We start from the raw sequence: 19771 nt of genomic DNA, 5'->3' as shown, positions 1-19771 counted from the left end.
TCCCCAGGCTCACATGGTGCGCAGAGGATGGGCGTGGGCTTTCGGCTACCGGTCGTATGTCAATAGATGGGAATGACAATGGAATTCTCATCTTGTACGGGGTAATGGGACGTTGTGGGGAGCAAGTGCATCGAAGTGGTTGCTGTGAGCCTGAATAAGAGGCCTGCCAAGGTCTTCGGAGGGTGCTCAGGAGCGCTTTGAAGATTCTTAAGTGAGTGGGTCTGAGGTGGGAATAGGGAAGTGGGAATTTCATTTGCGAGCGTTCTGTTGGTGTGCTTGCGGGCGGGGCAGAGATTGCAGCTGTTGAGCCAGCTTGTAGCATTGGCCAAATAGAAGGAACTTGTGAGTATTGATATTCATGATCTCCAGTTAGCTGGAATTCGTCTTGATCCGGTGTCCGGAGTGACTGTTTCTCTGTTCGATGACTCTGTGCAGGGATCCTATGATTTGGTCTTTGGTCGAGTCAGGAAGGCGAGCATTGATGGTTTCTCTAGCCAGAATGTCGTGCTCGATCTTAAGGTCTTCAATCGAAAGGATGATTCCTTTGAATTCCAGCGGTGTTGCTTCCTCCTTGGTCTAGACCCAGTGGCTGCCCGGGAAATTGTCGATGGTGACACCTTGGTCTTCATTGAGGCCTCTGTCGGCGCAGAGATTGCACTTCTAGTAGAGGGCACTTGGGAAGGCCGGTTGATTCCTGTCAAATCATGATTCCTGAGCAGAGCTTCCCGGGGCGATCGAGCTATCGATCACCGGGGGCAACAGCAGACGGATACGCCGGATGGGGACGGAATTTTCATTTCCACGCGAATCCATCGTGGGTGCGGAGTGATCTGTTGAGGGTATCGCTCCACGACGCACGCTCCGCCTGGCTTGAGTGGGTGCGGGCTGCGGGGCATCTAGGTCGACACGGAGCTGACGGAGGGATGGATTACAGGACGGATCACCATCGGGCCAACGCAATGGGCTCTACCGTGCGTGCAGCCCGATGAACATCATGGATCCTGTACTCAGCGAACTGCTTTCCCGGCTCGGTGTCGGCACTGACTTCGGCGATACGGTGCTGACTTGTCCGGAGACCCAAGGGGCCTATGAGGACACGCCCCTGCATGTGGTGGCCTATTACAACGATGTGGCCCTCCTCAGCGCATTGATGCCCTTCGTGACCACCATCGATGTGCGTGGTGATCTTGATCTGACGCCGCTGGCAAGCGCGGTGGCACATGGCAGCGTCGCGGCTGCGGCCTATCTCCTATAGTGTGGTGCAGACCCACACGCACGGAATGAGCTTGATCGGACACCACTGGAAATGATGTGCCAGGACCCGAGGTTTGATGATGTGGTGCGTATGGTCGACGCCGCAGATGGAACCTGCTGATGGAAACTTCTGAAAAGAGGTTTTACCGATGCGCCTGATGACCTTCATCTGTCCACTTTGTGGCGCCAGCGGGCAGCGCTTTCCCCTGCGATTTGCTGGAAGGCGTCAAGCAAAGATGTCCTGCCGGAGGTGTCGCGTCGAGCTTCGTTCAGACCCGCGGTTGGGCACGTACACGCTCTATCTTCTGTACACACAGGTCATCATCCTGGTGGCAGCATTGCCGCTGATCGGGGCCAGTGTCGCGGGTGAATGGGCGCGGCTGGGAATGATCTGTGCGGTGGTGCTGGTGCTGTGCTGGTTCCCCGGCGCGATCAGGCACGCACGAAGTCCGATCGTGCGCGCTTGCCGGGATCCCGATTACAGTTATGCGCGCAGGCCGGGTGTTTCGACTACGCACGCTGCCGCAAACCCGGGGCAGAGTAGCGACACGCCAAGCGCCAGCCCATGATAGGGAAGTCAAGAAATGACATGCCATCTTGGGCACGAGGTGCAGTCCCTGAATCGTTTTGCAGAACGGGTTGCAGATGGTAACTAACATTTGGCCGGCCCTTTCTGGGGCTCTCATGTCCATGCCGAAGGCTGGTATCTTGCGTGCAGCGGTGCTGCTCTTGCCAATGCTAGGGGGCTGCAGCATTCACCAGTTTCAACATACGGAATGGAAGTCGGACTGGGTAGATGTTTCGTCCGATGCGATTTTCCCTGGCAATTCAACGACTCTGCCGCTTGACCGCATTTCCACGCTTGATCCTGATAGTGAAGCAGCCATTGCGGAGTGGATGTTGGAGCATTCGCTGGCCGTGGTATCGGCATCAGAGGTTGAAGGGAAGATCGGTCCAATGCCGTTGAGTGACCTGAAGCCAGCGCCCGGGGAGAGCGTCTACTTCGTCAGGGCCGCTTCGGATGAAAGTAGGGGCAAGTTCATCGGCTACGTCAACGACAAGGGACTTCTCATCATGTATGGGGTGATGGGGGGCTGCGGTGAGCAGAAGCAACGGGTGGTTGCCGTGAGCCTTCGGGAGAAGCCCGCCAACGTATTCGGTCGATGCTCGGCGGCGCTATAGTGCGCTGAAGCGCCGAGCTCCGCCTACTGCCTGGCGGATGACGCCAGGTGTGCGACCAATGGCGCGCTCGGCAACCGCAAGGGAGATCGGCGCAGCGCGACCAATGCGTTCGAGCAGATCGTTCTGGGGAGGTAATGGAAAACAGTCAAAGGAAATCGGGGTTGCTCAAGAGTTCTCTCGATGCCAAAGGCTTCTTCCTGCGCGCTTTGTCTGTCGCGTCCGTCTGTGTGCTCGCCCTGAGCGCATGCGAGAATGACCGCTTAGGGGAGCTGCAGCTGAAACCCATCTACGCGGAACTGAGTAGTGCGTATTACGGTGGGATGTGCGAGGGTGCAGCCGGTCCAGACGCCAGTATCGAGAAGGTTCGTGCGGTGCGCATTGGTACGATCGCTGGTGATTGCGCAGAGCTCTATTTGGACGGAGTAGATAGGAAGGGTGAGCCCGTGATCTATGGAGCGAAAACTGGGGATCGGCCTGAATGTGCTGGATTGATACGGAAGCTCGAAGTCGGACGGGCAAGCGCGGCAGTTCTCGGCAGGGCGCGGGAAATATGCAGATAGTGATTTTCAGATATTCTCCGTATGACCTCCACTGTTGGGGGGCGCAGATGCCCGCTGTGGGCCGGCAGTCGCAATCTTCTTCTCAGTGCCAGCCTGGCCTTAAGAAACTCGAATTCGGCGTCTGGTATGAAGATGAATTTGGATACCTTGGAAAAGGTCTCATCAATACTGTTCGACGCGCTCCGCTCCAGGGGCTTGCAAGAGAACTGGCCGCACTGTTCAGGAGGTATCGGATTCCACTGGCCCAGCTGCGAACGCTGGAGGCAGGCAGGTACTCTCGAGCGCTGCGCGATGCGTTGCGCGAGTAGGGCGCCAAGCGGGATGCAAGGTGCATGAGCTCCCGCGCTCCTCCACCAAAGAACGCGATCGGCCTGCACGCCCTCGGAGAGGTACAAGATGAAAGCCAGGCAGATTCTTCGGTACGGGCTGGCCTACGCGGTGTCGTGTGGAGCACTCTGGCTGTTCCTGCACTTTGTGGGCAGGGCGCTTTACGCCTTCGACTCACATCAGGTTTTCTTCTGGCTGTATGCCGTCAGCCTTCTGTTGCTGGGAATTGGCGCACGGGTTCCCGCCGCTGGCCGCCTGACGATCAGGCGGCTTGCCAAGGGGGCTGGCTTGGGGCTGCTCGCGGGCCTTCTGGCCCAGGTCGTGGTGCTTGTACTGGAAGCCTATAGATTCAGCGGATTCAGCCCATCGCTGCTCTGGCAGGTACCGGTTTCGCTGACGGTGATGAGCGTCGTGCTGCTCACGCCGCTCTGGGGCGCAGTGCTGGTTGCCCTCACTGCCGCTTGCCGCCGCGACAACAACCCACATCAGGCCTCGAACCCATGAAGCGCCTGACTGCCTTTTGCCTCGTGGTTGCACTGACATCCTGTGCGGCGCATCCGAACCGCACCACGAAGTGTCCGCCGGCCCATCTCACCTACGTCGGCACCGAGAGAGTCGACGGACTGACCTACGGGCGCTTCCAGATCACCCACAATGCTGATCAGCCGCTTCAGCTGTGGGTGGATGAGAGACGCAGGTTGAACTCAAGGACCGCTCGCGCAGAGATGAGGCGCACAGGCGAGGATGCCTGGCGGCCTCACAACGTGATCCTTGAGGAAATCACGCCGGGAGCGATCGGGCTGTCGATCGGACAGGGTGAACAGCAGAGCGTTTTTTTCGACGGTGATGGCCTGTTCCTGCCCGGGCAATCCAGCGCGGGTGAGGAGTACTCCATGGTGGTACGGGATGCAGCCGGTTGCGAGCATCGCTCGGCAACGTTCATTCCCTGACATTCCTGGCGGCGTGCCGGATGCATGGCCACCATCGCCCTAGCTTCCGCCGCAGGCGAGCCGGATTCCTCGCGACATCGCAGCATCGCCCAGTTGGGACGCTGCGTACAGGCAATGAAGGAAAAATGGCGCGCCCGGAGGGATTCGAACCCCCGACCAATGGCTTCGGAAGCCACTACTCTATCCGGCTGAGCTACGGGCGCGTTGTAGAACCGCCGCGCCGTCGGCCGGTGCCGGGGCGGGCATCGCAACGCCATGAAGCGGTGCGGGACCGGCATTCTATCCAGTTTCGCCGAACAAATCTCCCCCCACGGGCAAAGCCCTGCCAGAGGGGCAGGAGTATCCTATCGCCATGGCTGATACCCCCCTCACTTCGCCGCAGTCGCCGGCGACGCCGCGTTGGCGGCATTACTGGAGTCTGATGCGCGCTGATCGCCCGATCGGCACGCTGCTGCTGCTGTGGCCCACCTGGTGGGCGTTGTGGCTGGCCGCGGGCGGCCTGCCGCCGCTGTGGACGCTGTTCGTGTTCACCGCCGGCGTGTGGCTGACCCGCTCGGCCGGTTGCGTCATCAACGACTACGCCGACCGCTGGCTCGACCCGCATGTGGAGCGCACCAAGGCGCGCCCGCTGGCCACCGGTGCGATCAGCGGCCGCGCCGCGCTGGCGCTGTTCGCCGTACTGATGCTGGTGGCGTTCGGCCTGGTGCTGACCCTGAACGGGCTGACCATCGGCCTGAGCTTCATCGGCGTGTTCCTGGCTGCCAGCTATCCGTACCTGAAGCGCTACACCCATCTGCCGCAGGTCTACCTAGGCATGTCGTTCGGCTGGGGCATCCCGATGGCGTTCGCCGCCGTGCAGGGCGAGGTGCCGATGCTGGGCTGGCTGCTGTATGCCGGCAACATCCTGTGGTCCACCGCCTACGACACCTGGTACGCCATGGTCGACCGCGAGGACGACCTGAAGATGGGCTCGCACTCCACCGCGATCCTGTTCGGTGATCTCGACCTGGTCATCCAGGGCGTGCTGTACGCACTGTTCCTGGCCACGATGGCGCTGGTCGGCGTGCGTGGCGGGCTGGGCGGGTACTACCTGGCCGGCGTGGCCGTGGCCACCGCGCTGGTGGTGTACGAGTTCTGGATCTGCCGCAACCGCGAACGCGGCCCGTGCTTCAAGGCGTTCCTGCACAACAACTGGGTGGGTGCCGCGCTGTTTGCCGGCATCGCCGTGGACCTGGCGCTGCGTTGATCCCAAGGCCTGGTAGAGCCGGCCGCTGGCCGGCTGCGCCCGTGCGCGATCCCGAGGTTGCCGGCCAGCGGCCGGCACTACCGCCTTCCACCACCTGCGATGATGCCTGGATCTGGTAGAGCCGGCCGCTGGCCGGCTGCACTCGTGCGCGATCCCGAAGTTGCCGGCCAGCGGCCGGCACTACCGCCTTCCACCACCTGCGATGATGCTTGGATCTGGTAGAGCCGGCCGCTGGCCGGCTGCGCCCGTGCGCGATCCCGAGGTTGCCGGCCAGCGGCCGGCACCACCGCCTTCCACCACCTGCGATGATGCCTGGATCTGGTAGAGCCGGCCGCTGGCCGGCTGCACGACCATCCCGATTGGGAAATTGCCGGCCAGCGGCCGGCACTACCGTTCTGTGCCGCCTACGACCAATAGGTGGCTGACAGCCCGCACCCCACCGCCCAGAATCGGGCCATCGAACCTGGGAGGGTGAATGATGGCCTCTACGGCAGCAGTACAGGACGGCTGGATGGCGCGCGCAGCGCTGCGTTCGGCCGCCTGGGCGGAAAAGTGGTTCCCCGATGCGTATGTGTTCGCGGTGCTGGGCGTGGTCATCGTCGCGCTGGCCGCGATGGGCTTCGGCTCGACCCCGCAGGCCACCGCGAGCGCCTTCGGTGACGGCTTCTGGAGCCTGATTCCCTTCACCATGCAGATGGCCTTCGTGGTCATCGGTGGCTACGCCGTGGCGACGGCGCCGGTGGTCGCACGCTTCATCGATTTCCTCGCCCGGGTGCCGCGTACCGGCCGCGGTGCGGTGGTGTACGTGGGCCTGGTCAGCATGCTCGCCTCGCTGCTCAGCTGGGGGTTCTCGCTGGTGTTCGGTGGCCTGCTGGTGCGTGCGCTGGCCCGTCGTACCGAACTGCGCATGGACTACCGCGCCGCCGGTGCTTCGGCGTACCTCGGCCTGGGTGCGGTGTGGGCAATGGGGCTCAGTTCCTCGGCCGCACAGCTGCAGGCCAACCCGGCCAGCATGCCGCCGGGGCTGGTGGAGATCACCGGCGTGCTGCCGTTCACCGAAACCATCTTCCTGTGGCAGTCGATCGCGCTGACCTCGGTGCTGATCCTGGTCTCGCTGCTGATCGCCTGGCTGACGGCACCCGCGGCGGGTAGTGCGCGTACCGCCGAGGAGTTCCCCGGTGCTGCACAGGCCGAGCCGGAACCGCTGCAGCGACGCACGCGCCCGGGCGAATGGCTGGAATACAGCCCGCTGCTGACCGTGCTGCTCTCGCTGCTGGCGTTCGGCTGGCTGTTCAACGAGTTCGCCAACAAGCCGGTGATCACCGCCATCGCCAACCTCAATACCTACAACTTCCTGTTCATCTCGTTGGGCCTGCTGCTGCACTGGCGCCCGCGCAGCTTCCTCAACGCGGTGGCCAAGGCGGTGCCGAGTACCACCGGCGTGCTGATCCAGTTCCCGCTGTACGGCGGCATCGCGATGATCCTCACCCACGCCGCTGGCGGTGACGGGCAGACCCTGGCGCACCGGCTGTCGAGCCTGTTCGTGCACGTGGCCAGCACCGATTCGTTCGCGCTGGTGATGGGCGTCTATTCGGCCGTGCTGGGCTTCTTCGTGCCGTCCGGTGGCGGCAAGTGGATCATCGAGGCGCCGTACGTGATGCAGGCCGCCAACGAACTGAAGGCGCACCTGGGCTGGGCGGTGCAGGTCTACAACGCGGCCGAAGCCCTGCCCAACCTGATCAACCCGTTCTGGATGCTGCCGCTGCTGGGCGTGCTGGGCCTGAAGGCACGCGACATCGTGGGCTTCACCTTCATCCAGCTGCTGGTGCACATCCCGCTGGTGCTGGGCCTGTTGTGGCTGCTGGGCATGACCCTGGCGTATGTGCCACCGGTGATGCCATGAATGCAGAGCTGGCTTCCCTGCATGCGCCGGGAAACCAGCCTCGTTCAGCGCGTGTTTCCGGCTGCGAGCGCCATGAATGCGAGCAACGCTGGGGATGGCATGAGGACATGCCGAACCCGCATGAATCCTTCAGCCGCTTGTGCCACAAGGGCTTCTGCGCGTTCATTCACGCGCGTACACACCGGTGTAGCCGTCCGCCAACGCGCGATTAACTCTTCGCTGCAGACGATGGCCCCGTCCACCGCATTCCGCGCGTGGCTTTGGAGATCGGACATGGCACAGCAGAACCAGAACCCGAACCAGAAGCAGCAGGGCCAGCAGAACCAGCAGGATCAGCAGCAGGGCCGTGGCCGCGACCAGCAGCAGCAACAACAGCAGGAACAGCAGCAGCGCAACCAGCGCAATCAGCAGCAAGGTGGGCAGGACGAGGAAGAGTGACGTCGGTACCCACCCTGGGCAACCCCCGAAGCCCCGCCGCGCGCGGGGCTTCGCTTATTCCAGCACGCCGATGCGTTGCAGCACCGGGGCGGCCGACATGTCATTGGGATTGGTGCCGGGCTGATCCTGCGGCACCTCCATGCCCATGCCGCGGTACAGATCGACCCAGTGCTGGGCGATCTGCCCGGTCTGCGGATTGCGGAAGTTCATCGGCTGCAGCGCGAACACATGGTGCGCACGGAACGCACGCTCGATGAAGTCGGAACAGTAGTAGCTGTCCTCGTTCAACACATACGACGTGTTGTACGGCTTGCCCAGCATCATGCGCGCGGTGGCGACCGCATCCTTGATCGCCGCCTGCTGCGGTGCCCGCAGGCGATAGACCACGATCTGCCGCTGCTTGGTCCGGGCGTCCTGGCGGAACTCGACCAGCGATTGCCGACGCGATCCCTTCTCGTCCGCATGCAGTACCTCCCAGCCGTTTGGCGCCACAGCGACCAGGGCCACATGATCGAAGCTGGGCGCGCCCTGCTTGCCGGTGGCATCGTCGATGGCCGCACTGAGGCCGCTGCGGCCGGCGGTGACGAACAGCAGATCGCCTTCGTGGACATCGACGGCCATCGCCAGCGCTGGCCACAGGGCGGGCAACAGCAGGCCGATCATGAGCAGGAGGCGACGCATGGAGAGTCTCGGTCAGGCGGAATGCCGGAATTGTAGGGCGCGCGGTAGCATGGGACGACCCAACCGGATTCAGGATGAGCCCATGCGTCGAAACCGTTCCGCTGCCGTGCTGATGCTTGCCTGTGGCGTGGCCCTGGTTGCCTGCACGCCCGAGCCCCAGGTGACGCCCACGGAAGTGGCGCCTGCACATCCCGCGCCGTCGTCCACGGCGGCAGCGGTCCAGCCCGCACCGGTGCCTGCCAGCGGCGAATGCCCCTACTCGCAGTTCGATGCGTTCCTGAAGCACTTCGGCAACGAGATCGCGCTGCAGGAAAAGGCCACCGCCGATCCGCTGCTGGACAGCTACATCGATGCCGAGGCCGAGCCGGAACCGCGCAAGGTGGAAAGCCGCCTGGCGCTGGCCGATGTCGAGTGGCCGGTGATGCCTGATCCCGCCGCGTTGGCCGGGCAGGGCCGCGAGATGCAGGTCAGCACGCTGGCCGATGGGCAACGGCAGGTACAGATCCGCACGCCGGACAGCAGCGACCAGCAGACCTACACCTTCGCGCAGTCGCCCTGCTGGACGCTGGTCAAGCGCGAGGATGAGTCGATCTGATGCCTGTCCCGGCACAGGCGCGGCCGGGCGGGGGCTGCTAGGCTCGGAGCCTGATCCAGGCAGGGAGACGCCGATGCGGGCTCGCAGGATGTGCACCATCACCGCCACCATGACTGTCATGCTGGCAATGGCACCCTTCACCGGCGTCCAGGCGCAGTCGCTGCCGGCCGACGATAGCGCCTACTTCGCCAGTGCGGCAGCCGAACAGGCCGCGCGCGGCGAGCTGGGCAAGCGTGTCGAGGCCCTGCAGCAGGCTTCCGCGCTTGCACCTGCGCAACGCTTCCATCAGGCCGAGGCACTGCAGGCGCAGTGCCTGCGCCATCACAGCTATCTGCATCTGCAGGCCGCACGCAATGCCCGTGACCATCGCCCGACGCAGGCGCTGGACCAGATGATGGGGCTGTGCAGCCGCATCGCCCACACCGGCCGCGCGGCGCTGCGCGAAGCGCCCGCAGACGCGGCGTGGGCCGCACCGTATGCCTTCCTGCGCGCGCGTGCGCTGAAGGACGCTGCAGCACCGGCCAGTACCGCACTGGATGAGGCCGTGGAGGCCCTGGCCGATCCGGCGCTGGACAGTTTCGCACGGCTGCGTGGGCAGATCCTGCGCAGTGCCGAGTACCCGCAGATCGAGCGTGATGGTCGGCACTGGGACACCGGGCACGACAAGCAGGCACTGGCCCAGCAGCAGGACCGCGCGTTGCGGGAAGCGGGCTGGAAGGGTTACTGGCAGGGCCTGCACTCGCGCCGCGAGCCGATGGCCTCGGTGCTGCTGGGCCTGGTGCAGGTGAACGATGCCGCCGCGCGCCTGCAGGGCGATGGTTCTGCACCGGCGCGGGGCTACCAGCGCATGGGCCTGGATGCATCGGCGGTGGATGCTACGCTGCAGGCGATCGGACGCCATGCAGGGGACCGTCGCGCCTACCAGGACATGCTGCTGCGCCACGCCGCGCGCTCAGGCATCGATGCGCCGCAGCTCTGGGATACCACGTTGCCCGATGCCGGCTATATGCCACCGGTATTGACGCTGGCGCAGCTGCGCGACAATGCCGCCGATGCCATGCAGCACCTGGGGCCGGCGTACGTCAGTGAGCTGCGTGCGCTGCTCGATCCGGCCAACCGGCGCATGGATCTGGCCACCGAACGTGGTGACCGCAGCCAGGACGCGTTCTCGGTAAGCGCTCCCGGCGTGCCGGCAATGCTGTTCGTTGGCGTGCGCCGTGGTGATCTGGAAAGCGATGTCGAGATCGCCCATGAAGCCGGTCATGCCATGCACGGTGAGTGGATGCAGCGCGGCCATGCCTCGCCACTGCAGCGCAATGGCAGCCAGTGGCTGACCGAGGCCTTCGCCATCTACAACGAACTGCGCTTCCGCGACCAGCTGTACCAGCAGGCAGAGGACCCGCGGGCCAAGGCCTATTACCTGAAGTCACTGCTGGACGATATGGTGCTGCAGCTGTTCACGTCTTCCGAAGAGGCGCAGCTGGAGCAGTCGATCTACGAGGGCGTGGCGGACAACACGCTGGGTACCGCCGATGACCTGGACGCGTTGACCAGCCGGGTGCTGGCGCGCTTCGGGCAGGACCCGGAGCGCTATCCGCAGCTGCGCAACGGCTGGATCGGCAAGCGCCTGATGTATGACCACCCCAACTATCTGGTGAACTACCTCTATGCAGGGCTGCTGGCCGTGCAGCTGTTCGTGCAGGATCAACGCGACCCGGCAGGGTTCCGTGAACGCTATCTCGCGGTGCTGGGTGAAGGTTTCGATCGTGCGCCGACCGAGCAGGTGGCGCAGTTGCTGGGGCACGCGCCCGACTGGCCGGCGCTGGTCGATGCCGATCTGCAGGTGTTCAATCAGGCGGCCGCGCAGCTGCAGGCGCTGCATGCGCGGATCGAGGCAGGGCAGGGCACGTGAAGATGCTGCGCAGGACGACGTGCACCCGGGTCACGGCATGGCTGTTGATGCTGTTGTGCCTGTTGCCGATGGTGGTGATGGCCGGTGCTGCGGTCCCTGCGCTGGATGACCCGGTGGTGGACGCCGCCAACGCACTTTCGGCGGATACCCGCGACATACTGCGCACGCAGGCCCTCAAGTTGCAGGCGCGCACCGGCGCGCAGCTGCAGGTGCTGGTGGTCGACCATGCTGGCGACGAGGGCATCGAGGCCTACGCACAGCGGGTGTTCGACCAGTGGCAGCTGGGCCGGGAAGGCGTTGACGATGGCGTGCTGCTGCTCGTGGCCGTGCAGGACCGCCGTGTACGCATCCAGACCGGTTACGGTCTGGAGGGCGCGATTCCAGATGCCTATGCCGCCCGCATCATCGACAAGGCGATCGTGCCGCGTTTCCGCGATGGCGACCTTGACCAGGGCCTGCTGGATGGAACGAAGGTCGTGGTCGCGCTGATCGATGGCGAGGACCTGCCGGCCTGGGAAGCGCCATCGATGCGCAACGTGCTGCCGGCCGATTGGCGCAGCGCGGATTCCGTGGTTGCACTGACGCTGCTGGCCGGCTTCCTTGCGGGTCTGTGGCGCTCACCGCCCTCGGCGCCCGCGGCCAGGATGCCGGACGACCTCGCACGCAGGCACCGCGAGCGCCAGCGTGGAGCGCCACGCGAGGTCACCACGCCGCAGGCGCGCCCGAAGCGATTGCCGGCCTGGGCCCGCCCGATGCTGGTGACGGCTGTGGTAGCCGCGGGTCTGCTGTCGGCGGCTATGTGGGCGCCACGCCAGGCATTGGCAGCGGTCTGCATCGTATTGGCGTTGTGCGTACCGGTGGCGAGCCTGCTTGGCTGGTGCTGGCGCCGCAGCCGAGGTGTGCGCGTGGTGCTGCTCGGCATGCTCGGGGTCAGTTCGGGGTTCTTGGTGGTGATGGTGCTGCGTGGCCAGTTGCCGCCCAGTCTGGCCCTGCACACGTTGCTGGACCTGGCGGCAGGCATCGTAGCCATGCTGCTGTTCTTCCTCGTGCAGGCGTGCCGCGCGCGCTGGCACAAGGACCGCAGCAGCTTCGGGGTGAGGTTCGCAGTGCTCTTGCTGCTGACCGCTGGCTACGTGCTCTTCGCACTGCTGGCCATTGATCGCGCCGACCCGGTGGCACGCCTTGCCGCGACGATCGGGTGGAGTGCCGGCACGGTCGTGCTGTACTTCGCCTGGATTTTCACCATGCTGCCCGGTGAGAAGGCACGCGGCAGCCGCAGATCATCCGTCGGCCACCGCAGTGCGTCCAGCTCCCCGTCATCAAGTTCGTCTGCGAGCAGCTCCAGCAGCTGGTCCGGAGGCGGCGGCCGCAGCGGCGGAGGTGGTGCGTCGGGCAGCTGGTAGTTCAGGCTGCCTGTACCCGCCAGCCGAGCACAACGTCCTCCACGACACCGGGGCCAGCCACGTCGCCGACCTGCAGCAACAGCCCCTGCGCATTGGGCAGGTCCTTCTGCTCAGGAAACCACCGTCGATCGGCCGCGACCACGATCAGCAGGCCCTCGTCGTCGCCCATCGGTGCGAACTGCGGCGAAGCCGGGCTGATCGGCTGCAGGCCGAAACGTTGGTTGGACAGTTCGCGTACGGCCTCGACATCGCGGCTGGGCAGGCCGACTTCGCTCAGGCAGGTCAGCTCGCTGCCATGGAACACGCCTTCGCGAGCGCTGGCCGGCAGGCGGCGGCGGCCGATCACTTCAAGGATCAGGCCGTCCGGGCCGGTGAAGTACACCGACTGCGACTGCCAGCTGCTCTCCAGCGCGAAGTAGTCCAGCCCCGCCGGATTGCGCTGCAGCGGCGTGCGCTCACGCAACCACGTCATTGCCTCGCTGAAGCGGTTGTCCGGCACGTTGAAGGCCAGATGCACGCCACCCACCGGACGCCCCGCCGCAGGCTGAAGTTCGAGGGTGCTCCAGCCGATGTGCACATGGTTGCCGACCACGCGCTGCTGCAGCACATCGTGGAAATATGTGGCCACGGAAGCGACGTCGGATACCGGCAGAGTGAGGTGCAGCAGGCGCATGATCGATTCTCCGTGGACGCGCCCACTGTAGCGCCGGGCCATGCCCGGCGGCCACTAGCGCAGCGAATGGTTGAAGAACCGTATTGCCGCGTCCGCTGCCTGCGCGTGGGTCTGCGCCTTCGGCACCGATGTGCTGCACAGGTCCTGCAGCCGCTGTTGTCCGGCCGGGGTGCATGCGGCGAGGAAATCGTAATGGCCGACACCGGGCAGCACCTGCAGTGCAGCGCCCGCAATCACCGCACGCGCAGCCTCGCCATTGGTCTGTGGTGGCGCGATCGTGTCCGCCTGGCCCAGTACGATCGACACCGGCTGTTTCAGCGAGGAGAGCTGCTCGGGCGCAAAGGCCTGCACGATTGCCGGCGCCAGCAGGAACACCGCGCGCACGCCGGGAATGGCGCGTGCGTCGTTGGCGTGGGACATCCATGGCGACAGCTCGGGCGACGCCGCAGCGGCAACGCGCGCCTCCATCGTGTGCGTTGCCGCCTCCTGTTGGGGCCGGCAGACGCCGTCATCCGGATGTTCGGTGCAGAAGTCCCGCAATCGCTGCAGGTCCGGTCGCGCACCGGCTGCCAGCAGCGCGGTGTAGCCACCGGCCGAGAAGCCGGCGACCCCCAGGCGCTCAGGATCGACATGCGGGCCCAGCACCGGATCAGCTTGCACGGCCGCCAGTGCGGCACGCAGGTCATCGGCGCGCAACCAGGTCAGAAGGCTGCCGGGCAGGGTCATGGTGTCAACGCCGTTGTTGCCTGGATGATCCACCGCAATCACCAGATATCCGGCCCGCGCCAGCGCCGTGCCCAGCCAACCCATCATGCGCGCGCTGCCGCCGTTGCCATGCGAGAGCAGCAGGGTCGGCAGGCGATCACCCGCGACCGGCGCATCCTTGGCCGACCGGCCGACGTCGAACAGCGGCGCGTCGGGTGGACCGATGGTCAGCGCGTTTTCGCGGCTGCCGGCCTGTGCCGGATACCAGACCGTGTAGCGCAGCGCGTCGCGGTGCCCTGCGTCGCGCACGGCGGCGCTGGCCAGCGTCGTCGTGCCGTGGCGCTCGCCGGCGACGCCGCTTTCGCGCGCGGCGCCGACGCTCGCGAACGCCAGCAGCATTCCTCCCAGCACAGCAGCGGTCATGCGCATCTTCAACTCCTTGTCAGTGGGGACGTTCTTCCACCGGCAGCCAGATCTCCACGCCGCCGTTGCCGCTGTGCTCGTCGAACCGGGCGTCGTAGCGCTCCAGGTCCGGCGCATCGGCAAGGCTCAGGTTGGACGCAGGGAGATAATGATCCAGCAACCAGAACCAGGTCGAGCGGATGGCCGAGATGTGTCCGCCGTGCCAAGCCACCAGGTAGCGGCGCGCCGGGATGTCCACGCGTCGCCAGTGCGCAGGCACGCTCGGCACCGCGCTTGCCGGTAGTGCCGCAATGTAGTCGAAGCCACCATCGTCATCACTGTTGCAGCACACGCCGAAACTGACCGGTGCCGGCGTCGGCCACTCGCGGTTGAGCTGGGCCCATTGGCCCGGAATCGCGCCGCTGCTGTCGCGGGTATGCCGCATGCCGACGCCTGCCACCTGGAACGCGGGCGTATCGAGCAGCCGGGGGGCTTCAATGCAGGCTGACGGGGCCTCGTCCAGGCGGATCGCCTGCACCAGCGTCAGCCCATCGGTGCCCTGTTCGCGTACCCGTTCCGGTGTCTGCCCGAACTGTTCGCTGAAGGCACGGGTAAAGGCAGCATGGGTGGTGTAGCCGGCCCCCAGCGCCACCTGCAGGATGTCGCCCGCGCCGTTGGCCAACCGCTGCGCGGCAGCGGTCAGGCGGCGCCCGCGCAGGTAGCGCACCACCGAGGTGCCGGTGCGGGCCTGGAACAGGCGTGACAGATGAAACGGCGACAGGCCGGCCGCAGCGGCGATGTCGGCCAGCGCCAATGGCTGGTCCGCATGGGTTTCGATGTACCACAACGCCTTGCCTGCCGCGCTCATCCTGCCGTTCCCCGCATCCAATGCCGGCACAGTAGCGGATCGGCAGGCGCGGCGTTTAGCAGTTCTTGCGCTGCCGGGGCTTTGCGTCTGCCTGCGTACCGGCAACAATGCGTGCTTCATGGACGTGATGGGGGGCAGGGAGATGCGATCGACGACGGGGGATGCCAGGCCAGCGGAGCCCGGCCGATGATCGAGATGATCGAAATGCTGCTTGCCCTCTGGGTACTTCCCAGTCTGTTGACCCTGGCGCTGATGCTGCTGATGTTGTTCGGCGCGCCACGGTGGCGCGGCAACCCCTGGGTGTACCGTGTCGGCTTCGCGTTGCTGGGCGGGTTTCTGACACCGACGTTGTTGGGGGCCGGTCACGGTGGGTTGCCGTGCGCGACTATCGGCGGGCTGGTGATGATACTGACGCAGCTGCAATGGATCGGCGATCTGCAGGTCGACTTCATGGGGATCGGGATTCGCAACAGGGGCATCTGGATCATGTCCACCCCCGCCTTGGTGGTGTTCGCTGCCATGATGTTCGTTCCGCTGCGAACGGCACGGCCAGCCCGTTTCGGCTTTGGCGACGACGCCAACGGCTAGCCGCTGTGTGCGGGGATGGGGCGTGGGTCTGCATTGCCACCCATGCATGGCGTGGATCTACGGATGAGCCCTGGCAGGGGCCAACCTTGGTTGGCGCATCAAGCTGTCGTACTGACGTCATGCCTCCTTCACACATCGCGCCGAGACTGCGCGCCTTGTCCAGGCCTGTTGTGTGCGCACAGGTGCTGGCCCTGTCGCGTCCTCCCGGAGCCCTGCCGTGCATCGTTCGAAGCTTTCGCGTTCCATCCTCCTTGCCCTTTCCATGGCCAGCGCAGGAGGCGCGATCGCAACGGAGGCCGATGCGGTCGATGCCGCCGGCGGCAGCCGCGCCGCGCCCACCCAGCTCGACGCGATGCTGGTCACCGGTACCCGCGCGTCCAACCGCACCCAGTTCGAAACGCTGGCGCCGGTGGATGTGTTCAGCAAGGAAGACATCAGGTCCGTCGAATCCACCGACCTGAAGGACGTGCTGGCCCAGCTGGTGCCGTCGTTCGTGGTGCAGCGCCTGCCGATGGCGGACGGCCAGGTGTTCGTGCGTCCGGCCACGCTGCGTGGCCTGTCGCCGGACCAGACCCTGGTGCTGGTCAACGGTCGCCGCTTCCACCGCAGCGCGCTGCTCGGCAACCGTGGTGCACAGGCCGCTGACCTGGCACAGATTCCAACCAGCGCGATCAAGCGCATCGAGGTGCTGCGTGATGGCGCGTCGGCGCAGTACGGCTCGGACGCCATCGCCGGCGTCATCAACATCATCCTGGAGGATGGGCCGGGTAGCGAGATCACCGCCGGCTACTCGCAGTACGCGCAGGGCGACGGTGCTTCGCGCGATTTCAGTGCGCGCACTGGCTGGTCGCTGGGTGACTACGGCAGCCTGGTGCTGTTCGTCGAATCGTCCACCTCCGACGCCACCTCGCGCACCCGCCAGCGCCCCGATGCCATCGCCTTCCAGGCCGCGCATCCGGAGCTGGAGGTGCCCAACCCGGTGCAGCGCTGGGGCCAGCCGGAACTGGAAAGCCGCCGCGTCGGCTTCAACGTAAAGGCCAACGCCAGCGATACGCTGGAGCTCTACGCCTTTGGCCTGTACAGCCACAGCGATGGCGTCAGCGATTTCAACTGGCGCAACCCGGACACCACCACCGGCGCGTACCGCACCACCGCCATCTTCCCGGGCTGGAACCTGCGCTCGCTGTATCCGGTCGGCTTCAGCCCGCAGTACGGCAACGTGCAGAACGACCTGCAGCTGGTCGGTGGCCTGCGCGGCGAGATCACGCCGAAGCTGCGCTGGGATGTCAGCGCCTCGTATGGCCGCAACGCCATCGACTATCGCCTGAAGAACTCGATCAATGCCTCGCTCGGTCCGGCCAGCCCGACCGACTTCGATCTCGGCCGCCTCACCCAGACCGAGAAGAACGCCAACGCCGACTTCAACTACGAATGGGACGTGGCTGCGCTGTCCAAGCCGATCAACGTCGCCTTCGGTGGCGAGTTCCGCCAGGAAACCTACCAGGTGCGCGCCGGTGATCCGGCCTCGTACGCGGTGGGTCCGGGCGCGGCCGCGGGCCTGGAGGCCAACTCCAATGGCGCGCCGGGCTTCTCGGCCAGCCAGGCCGGGCAGTGGAGCCAGCGCAGCAAGGCCGCCTACGTGGACATGGAAGTGCCGCTGGGCGAGCGCTGGAGCATCGGTGCAGCCAGCCGCTATGAGGACTTCTCCAGCTTCGGCAGCACACTGGACGGCAAACTGTCGGCGCGCTTCGCGATCACCCCGGACGTCGCCCTGCGCGGCACCGTGTCCACCGGCTTCCGCGCGCCGACGCCGGCGCAGCTCAACACCACCAGCACCACCCAGGGGTTGGATACGCGCACGCTGCAGATCTTCACCAGCGGCCGCCTGTCGCCGAACGATCCGCTGGCGCAGCTGCTCGGTGCCAGGCCGTTGAAGCCGGAAGAATCGCGTACCGCATCGCTGGGCCTGACCTGGCGCACCGACCTGGGCCTGTCCGGCTCGGTGGATGTCTACCAGATCAAGCTCAGCGACCGCTTCAGCCAGTCGGCCAGTTTCGCCATTCCGGCCGGTACGCCCAATCCGCTGGGCTATACCTCGGTGAACTACTTCACCAACGACTTCGACACCACCACCACCGGCGTGGACGTGGTCGGCAACTACCTGCGCGACCTCGGCGCGGGCCGCATGACGCTGACCCTGGCCTACAACTACAACCGCACCCGCGTGGACAACGGCAGCACCTCGGTGGCCACCAACGAGACCCAGCGCGTGCTGTTTGAAGACCGCCTGCCCGAGCACAAGGGCAGCTTGACCGGCAGCTGGGACATCGGTGCCTGGTCGTTGATGGCGCGCATGCGCTACTACGGTGCCTGGACCGACTCCAGCGGCAATGCGGTTGGCGATATCTACCAGCGTTTCGGTGCGATGAGCTTCCTCGACCTGGCCGTCGGCTATCGCATCAACGAACATCACAGCCTGCGCGTGGGTGCCGACAACGTGTTCGACCGCTATCCGGACGAAGCCACCTTCCAGGCCAGTCGCGGCCTGGTCTACTCGCGCAACGCGCCGTACGACACCGACGGTGCCAACCTGTACGCACAGTACCGGCTGAGCTTCTGATGGACCGCAACCGCCGCGTCCTGTTGCGTGCCGGTGCACTGTTGCCGGCTGCAGCTGCGCTGTCTTCACTGCCCGCCATGGCGGCCGCGGGTTACGCTGCGCCCATGCAGATTCCCGCAACGACCGTAGCGCCGGACGCGCTGGCCCGCGATGAAGGCTACTGGGCCGCCGTGGCCAGCCACTTCGACATCACCGATGAAGTGAACCACCTGGAGAACGGCTACTGGGGCGCGATGGGCCGCGAGACGCTGGCCAGCTACCAGCGCCACACCGCCGAGGTGAACCGTGGCAACGCCTGGTACGGCCGTCATGAGTTCCCGGCGCAGTACATGGCGGTGCAGCGGCAGGTGGCCGAACTGCTGGGCGTGGGCGCCGACGAGATCGCACTGACCCGTGGCGCCACCGAAGCGATGCTGGCGCTGATCGGTGGCTACAACCGCCTGCGGCCCGGCGACCAGGTGCTGTACGCCGACATCGACTACGACAGCATGATCGGTGCGATGCGTTGGCTGCAGCAGCGCCGTGGCGTGCAGGTCGAGCGCATCGCGCTGCCGGTGGTGCCCGACCATGCGCAGATCCTGCAGGCCTACGAGGCCGCGTTCGCGCGGCTGCCACGCCTGAAGCTGGTGCTGCTGACCCAGGTCAGCCATCGCCATGGGCTGGTGCTGCCGGTGGCCGAGATCGCCGAGCGTGCACGCGCACGCGGTATCGACGTGATCGTCGATGCGGCGCACGGGTTCGGCCAGATCGACTACGCGGTGCCGCAGCTCAAGGCCGATTTCGTCGGCATCAACCTGCACAAGTGGATCGGCGCACCGGTCGGTGTCGGCGCGATGTACGTGCGCAGGGGCCGCGTTGCGGACCTCGACCCGTACATGGGCGAGACCGACGACGGCCGCGTGGGCAGCCGCGTACACACCGGCACGGTCAACTTCGCCGCTTACCTGGCACTTCCGGAGGCGATTGCCCTGCACCAGCGCATCGGTGCGGCCAACAAGCAGGCGCGCCTGCGTTACCTGCGCGAGCGCTGGACGCTGCCGGCGCGGCAGATGGCGCACATCGAAGTGCTGTCTTCGCCGGACCCGGCGCTGGCCAGCGCATTGGCCAGCTTCCGCCTGCGTGGGCGCACCAGCGTGGCTGACAACATCGCGCTGCAGAAGCGCCTGTTGGACGAACATCGCGTGTTCACCACCCATCGCGACGGCTTGGACTCCGGCGCCTGCGTGCGGGTGACGCCGTCGGTGTTCACCCGGCCGCAGCAGATGGATGCGCTGGTGCAGGCCCTCTCCGCCTTGGCCTGACCCTGCTTTGGTGGGTGCCAACCTTGGTTGGCACATTCCAACCGTGCCGGGGAATCTTCCGCCGGCCAGCGGCCGGCGCTACCGGTCGGGTGGGTGCCAACCTTGTTTGGCACATTCCAACCGTGCTGAGGAGTCTTCCGCCGGCCAGCGGCCGGCACTACCG

The 19771-nt window shown here is 65.7% G+C and carries 18 protein-coding genes and 1 tRNA gene; 14 read left to right on the top strand and 5 right to left on the bottom strand.

The window, feature by feature from the left end:
• Positions 1-342: 342 nt before the first annotated feature.
• The 5 genes from AC5QAB_RS15440 to AC5QAB_RS15420 all read left to right on the top strand — a co-directional run bounded on the left by AC5QAB_RS15440 (position 343) and on the right by AC5QAB_RS15420 (position 4273).
• On the top strand, positions 343-708 hold the full coding sequence (locus tag AC5QAB_RS15440; protein WP_180886920.1) for a hypothetical protein: 366 nt from the start codon (positions 343-345) through the stop codon (positions 706-708).
• 286 nt (positions 709-994) lie between these two features.
• Positions 995-1255, top strand: coding sequence for an ankyrin repeat domain-containing protein (locus AC5QAB_RS15435; RefSeq protein ID WP_197562012.1), 261 nt, complete (start codon positions 995-997; stop codon positions 1253-1255).
• Positions 1256-1938: 683 nt separating this feature from the next.
• The gene (locus AC5QAB_RS15430) at positions 1939-2436 is read left to right on the top strand and encodes a hypothetical protein (protein WP_236636274.1); all 498 of its coding nucleotides are present in this window, start codon (positions 1939-1941) and stop codon (positions 2434-2436) included.
• Between the two features lie 956 nt (positions 2437-3392).
• Positions 3393-3827, top strand: a complete 435-nt coding sequence (locus AC5QAB_RS15425; RefSeq protein ID WP_049408873.1) for a hypothetical protein — start codon at positions 3393-3395, stop codon at positions 3825-3827.
• The gene (locus tag AC5QAB_RS15420; protein WP_495223689.1) at positions 3824-4273 is read left to right on the top strand and encodes an adhesin; all 450 of its coding nucleotides are present in this window, start codon (positions 3824-3826) and stop codon (positions 4271-4273) included. Before AC5QAB_RS15425 ends, AC5QAB_RS15420 begins: the two co-directional genes overlap by 4 nt.
• Before the next feature lie 126 nt (positions 4274-4399).
• On the opposite strand, the gene AC5QAB_RS15415 is transcribed toward AC5QAB_RS15420, so the two are convergent.
• Positions 4400-4476 (bottom strand) — tRNA-Arg (locus tag AC5QAB_RS15415).
• Between the two features lie 149 nt (positions 4477-4625).
• Between AC5QAB_RS15415 and ubiA the strand changes: the two genes are divergently transcribed.
• The 3 genes from ubiA (at position 4626) to AC5QAB_RS15400 (ending at position 7860) form a co-directional block, all read left to right on the top strand.
• Positions 4626-5519, top strand: coding sequence for a 4-hydroxybenzoate octaprenyltransferase (gene ubiA / locus AC5QAB_RS15410; protein ID WP_005411493.1), 894 nt, complete (start codon positions 4626-4628; stop codon positions 5517-5519).
• Positions 5520-5997: 478 nt separating this feature from the next.
• Positions 5998-7422, top strand: a complete 1425-nt coding sequence (locus AC5QAB_RS15405; protein ID WP_014038818.1) for a short-chain fatty acid transporter — start codon at positions 5998-6000, stop codon at positions 7420-7422.
• Between the two features lie 273 nt (positions 7423-7695).
• Positions 7696-7860, top strand: a complete 165-nt coding sequence (locus AC5QAB_RS15400) for a hypothetical protein (RefSeq protein ID WP_005414774.1) — start codon at positions 7696-7698, stop codon at positions 7858-7860.
• A 54-nt stretch (positions 7861-7914) separates the two neighbouring features.
• On the opposite strand, the gene AC5QAB_RS15395 is transcribed toward AC5QAB_RS15400, so the two are convergent.
• Positions 7915-8541, bottom strand: a complete 627-nt coding sequence (locus tag AC5QAB_RS15395; protein ID WP_032958751.1) for a YiiX/YebB-like N1pC/P60 family cysteine hydrolase — start codon at positions 8539-8541, stop codon at positions 7915-7917.
• 82 nt (positions 8542-8623) lie between these two features.
• Here AC5QAB_RS15395 and AC5QAB_RS15390 point away from each other — a divergent pair, with 82 nt between their 5' ends.
• From AC5QAB_RS15390 to AC5QAB_RS15380, 3 genes are all read left to right on the top strand, one after another.
• The gene (locus AC5QAB_RS15390; RefSeq protein WP_032958753.1) at positions 8624-9136 is read left to right on the top strand and encodes a hypothetical protein; all 513 of its coding nucleotides are present in this window, start codon (positions 8624-8626) and stop codon (positions 9134-9136) included.
• Between the two features lie 73 nt (positions 9137-9209).
• Positions 9210-11048 (top strand): M3 family metallopeptidase, encoded by a 1839-nt coding sequence (locus AC5QAB_RS15385; RefSeq protein WP_197561624.1) that lies wholly within the window; start codon positions 9210-9212, stop codon positions 11046-11048.
• 2 nt (positions 11049-11050) lie between these two features.
• Positions 11051-12451, top strand: coding sequence for a TPM domain-containing protein (locus tag AC5QAB_RS15380; RefSeq protein WP_197561631.1), 1401 nt, complete (start codon positions 11051-11053; stop codon positions 12449-12451).
• A 1-nt stretch (position 12452) separates the two neighbouring features.
• On the opposite strand, the gene AC5QAB_RS15375 is transcribed toward AC5QAB_RS15380, so the two are convergent.
• Genes AC5QAB_RS15375 through AC5QAB_RS15365 form a run of 3 tightly spaced genes read right to left on the bottom strand, consistent with a single transcriptional unit; the run spans position 12453 to position 15099 of the window.
• Positions 12453-13124: a VOC family protein gene (locus tag AC5QAB_RS15375; protein ID WP_197561625.1), complete on the bottom strand. Its 672-nt coding sequence runs from the start codon at positions 13122-13124 to the stop codon at positions 12453-12455.
• Positions 13125-13178: 54 nt separating this feature from the next.
• On the bottom strand, positions 13179-14258 hold the full coding sequence (locus AC5QAB_RS15370; protein ID WP_197561239.1) for a poly(ethylene terephthalate) hydrolase family protein: 1080 nt from the start codon (positions 14256-14258) through the stop codon (positions 13179-13181).
• A gap of 13 nt (positions 14259-14271) precedes the next feature.
• Entirely contained in the window at positions 14272-15099 is an 828-nt protein-coding gene (locus AC5QAB_RS15365) for an AraC family transcriptional regulator (protein WP_197561240.1), read from the bottom strand.
• A 186-nt stretch (positions 15100-15285) separates the two neighbouring features.
• On the opposite strand from AC5QAB_RS15365, the gene AC5QAB_RS15360 reads away from it, so the two are divergent.
• From AC5QAB_RS15360 to AC5QAB_RS15350, 3 genes are all read left to right on the top strand, one after another.
• Complete coding sequence (locus tag AC5QAB_RS15360) at positions 15286-15687, top strand: hypothetical protein (RefSeq protein ID WP_014648738.1); 402 nt, start codon at positions 15286-15288, stop codon at positions 15685-15687.
• Positions 15688-15904: 217 nt separating this feature from the next.
• Positions 15905-18307: a TonB-dependent receptor domain-containing protein gene (locus AC5QAB_RS15355; protein WP_197561241.1), complete on the top strand. Its 2403-nt coding sequence runs from the start codon at positions 15905-15907 to the stop codon at positions 18305-18307.
• A complete protein-coding gene (locus AC5QAB_RS15350) occupies positions 18307-19608 on the top strand; it encodes an aminotransferase class V-fold PLP-dependent enzyme (protein ID WP_197561242.1) in 1302 nt (433 codons plus the stop codon). Before AC5QAB_RS15355 ends, AC5QAB_RS15350 begins: the two co-directional genes overlap by 1 nt.
• The last annotated feature ends 163 nt before the right edge of the window (positions 19609-19771 follow it).

This window comes from Stenotrophomonas sp. YJH_SMC_127 (assembly GCF_059372445.1).
This window is presented reverse-complemented; position numbering and strand designations above follow the sequence as displayed.